Annotated in this window: 4 protein-coding genes; 1 reads left to right on the top strand and 3 read right to left on the bottom strand. The window is 71.7% G+C overall.

What is annotated here, in order from left to right:
* Both VB737_RS16130 and VB737_RS16125 read right to left on the bottom strand, forming a co-directional pair.
* Positions 1-1,205: hypothetical protein (locus VB737_RS16130; protein ID WP_500314452.1), on the bottom strand; the 1,205-nt coding region annotated here is incomplete at its 3' end.
* 127 nt (positions 1,206-1,332) lie between these two features.
* Positions 1,333-1,905: a peroxiredoxin gene (locus tag VB737_RS16125; protein ID WP_500314451.1), complete on the bottom strand. Its 573-nt coding sequence runs from the start codon at positions 1,903-1,905 to the stop codon at positions 1,333-1,335.
* Between the two features lie 183 nt (positions 1,906-2,088).
* Here VB737_RS16125 and VB737_RS16120 point away from each other — a divergent pair, with 183 nt between their 5' ends.
* Positions 2,089-2,595: a DUF1993 domain-containing protein gene (locus VB737_RS16120; RefSeq protein WP_500314450.1), complete on the top strand. Its 507-nt coding sequence runs from the start codon at positions 2,089-2,091 to the stop codon at positions 2,593-2,595.
* A gap of 23 nt (positions 2,596-2,618) precedes the next feature.
* On the opposite strand, the gene VB737_RS16115 is transcribed toward VB737_RS16120, so the two are convergent.
* A partial coding sequence (locus VB737_RS16115; RefSeq protein ID WP_500314448.1) for a DUF3326 domain-containing protein occupies positions 2,619-2,914 on the bottom strand: 296 nt, incomplete at its 5' end.

Here is a 2,914-nt window from a genome sequence, read left to right as displayed (position 1 = left end):
GCCCAGCGCCCCAGCCGCCCGGAGCCGGCCAGCTGCTGGCGCAGTCGCTCCATCTCAGCCCGCCGTTGCTGGCGCCGCTGCTCCTCACTCGGCACCCGGTCGTCGAAGGGCACCCGGGAGCGCTCCGCCAGCCAGGCCCCCAGGTGGCGCAGGGGGGTCGGATCGGTGGTGTGGTCGTCGACCCGCAGGGGCGGATCGGGGGGCCGGAGGGCCTGGAGGCGGTAGGAGCGGTCCCCTTCGGAATCGACCCGCTCGACCAGCTCCAGGGCCCGGGCTTCCCCCAGGGTCCGCAGGCGTTGGCCGAAACGGCGCTGCAGCACCAGGACCCGCGGCTCCAGCCGCCACTCCAGGCGCCCGAAGGCCAGCCACAGCTGGCCCCAGCCGCCGGCGAGGGCCAGCAGCGCCAGCGGAAACCCCAGGGCCCAGAACCCCGGCCAGGCGGAGCCGTTCCGCAGCAGCAGGGCCAGCGAGCCCCACAGCACCAGGTTCACCACACCCATGACCAGGCGCTGCTGCCGCCGCAGGGCCTGGTCGGGCACCAGCAGCGGACTGCCGAAGGAGGGCGTGAGCTCCTGCCAGCCCGCCGGCAGGACCGGTACCGACGGGATCCGGCTCTGGGCCTGGCCCGGGTCATCGGCCGGCTCCCCGGCCAGGGGGCGCAGGCCCAGCCGCCGGTTGAGCTGCTCGGCGGCCTCCTGCCGCTGGCCAAGGCTGCCGAGCCGGGTGATCTCAAGACGGCCACCGTGCAGCTCCGCCACCAGCGGCCCACCCCAGGAATCCGATCCCCGCACCTGGAAGCAACGGATCTCCCGGCCGCTCAGGGCCTGCCGGCGGCGGAACGGTCCCCGCTGCACCTGCCGCTCCAGCCCCCCGTCCGGCGCGACGGTCAGCCGGTCCTCCGACCAGAGCGCCCGCAGCAGCTCCCGCAGGGCGGTGGCGCCGCCGAGGGTCCAGAGACCCAGCCACACCAGCAGGAACAGGGCCACCGGCAGGGCCGCCCCTTCACCGCCGGCCAGAAAGGCGCCCAGGATCCGCCAGAGAACCCAGAGGGCGAACACCTCTCCGGCCAGCCAGCCGCACAGCCAGAACGAGAGGAACCCCGCCACGAAGAAGCGACCGGGGCCGACGGGCCGGAAACGGAAGCTGGTGGTGCCGATGCCGCTGCTCACGGTTTCGCCTGCTGCTTCGCCGATCGCTTCGCCCACCCTCTCGCCCGCCGTCGTCCGATGGGCCCATGGTGGCGAGGCGACGCCGGTGGGACATCCTTCCGCCAAAGGAAAACCCCCGATCCGCGGACGGAACGGGGGTGAGGATGTCAGCGCTGCGGCGGCCTCAGCCGACGAACTCGCGGCTGGGGGCACTGACGCCGGCGGGGGCGGTGCCCTTCAGGTACGCCAGCATCGTGTCGGCGTCGGAGCACTCGAACGGGTCGGTGGGGCAGTTGTCCTCGAGGCCGGGCTCCACGAACATCTTCTCGATGGTGCCGTCGTTGACGAGCATCGAGTAGCGCCAGGAGCGGGCCCCGAAGCCCAGGTTGTCCTTCTCGACGAGCATGCCCATCTTGCGGCTGAACTCACCGTTGCCGTCGGGCAGCAGGAACACCTTGTCGGCGCCCACCTGCTTACCCCACTGGAACATCACGAAGGCGTCGTTGACGGACACGCAGACGATGCTGTCCACACCCAGGCTCTTGAACTCCTCGTACAGGGCCTCGTAGCGGGGCAGGTGGTTGGAGGAGCAGGTGGGGGTGAAGGCACCGGGGAGGGAGAAGACCACCACCTTCTTGCCCTTGAAGATGTCGTCGGTGGTCAGGTCCTGCCAGCGGAAGGGGTTGGGGCCGGGCACGGACTCATCGCGCACACGGGTCTTGAAGACGACGCTGGGGACCTTTTCGATGGCAGCCATGTGAATGTGTGAAGAACGACTTGACGACGCGCCGCCCGGAGCAGCGATCGCAGAGAGCTTAACTCGCAATCGGTCCGCTTTAGGGGGGAAACCGGCTGAGTGTTTCTGCTCATCGCCGCCCCCGTGCCACCCGCTCGACCGGCCTACAGTCCGCTTCGCCTGCCCCCGGCCCTCGCCCCAGCCATGACCCTCTCGATGTTCGAGGCGGCCGTTCCGCCGCTGGCCCGCAGCCTGCGCAACCTGGCGGCGGTCCTGGCCAAGGCGGCCGCCCACGCCGAAGCCAGAGGGATCGATCCCGCCGTGCTGCTGCAGGCCCGCCTCTACCCCGACATGTTCCCCCTGGTGCGCCAGGTGCAGATCGCCACCGACATCGCCCGCCGCGGCCTGGCCCGGCTGGCCGGGGTGGAGAGCAGCTCCATGGAGGACAACGAAGCCGGCTTCGACGACCTCATCGGCCGCATCGCGGCGACCCTCGCCAGCCTGGAGGGCTTCACCCCCGAGCAGATCGACGGCACCGAAACCAAGGCGATCGAACTGCCGATCCGGGGCGAGACGCTCCGTTTCAACGGCCAGAGCTTCCTGCTGTTCTTCGTGCTGCCCAACGTCTATTTCCACGTCACCACCGCCTACGACATCCTGCGCCACAACGGCGTGGAGCTGGGCAAGCGGGATTTCCTGGGCGAGCCCTAGCCCCCCCAGCCCCCTCTCCTGGGTCAGGGCAGGGGCCGCCGCAGCGCCGCCGGATCGAGGCCCTCCCGCAGCGCCAGCACGATCCCGGCCGCCTCGGCGTAGCTGGCGGCCGGGATCACCGGCAGCCCCAGGGCTGCCCCATCCACCTGCAGCAGGCAGGGGTTCCCCTCCACGGCGATCACGGGCACACCCCGCCCGGCGCAGGCCAGCACCGCCTCCCCCCCCAGGGCCCCCGCCGGCGCCACCACCGCCCCCACATCGGCGCCGTGCAGCAGCCCGATGCCGCTGGCCGGTTCGGGTCGCAGTGAAGGGGCCCGGC

It is taken from the genome of Synechococcus sp. BA-120 BA3, from assembly GCF_034931285.1.
Classification (GTDB): domain Bacteria; phylum Cyanobacteriota; class Cyanobacteriia; order PCC-6307; family Cyanobiaceae; genus Cyanobium.
The sequence above is the reverse complement of the archived record's forward strand: the minus strand, read 5'-3'. Positions and strand labels throughout refer to the sequence as shown.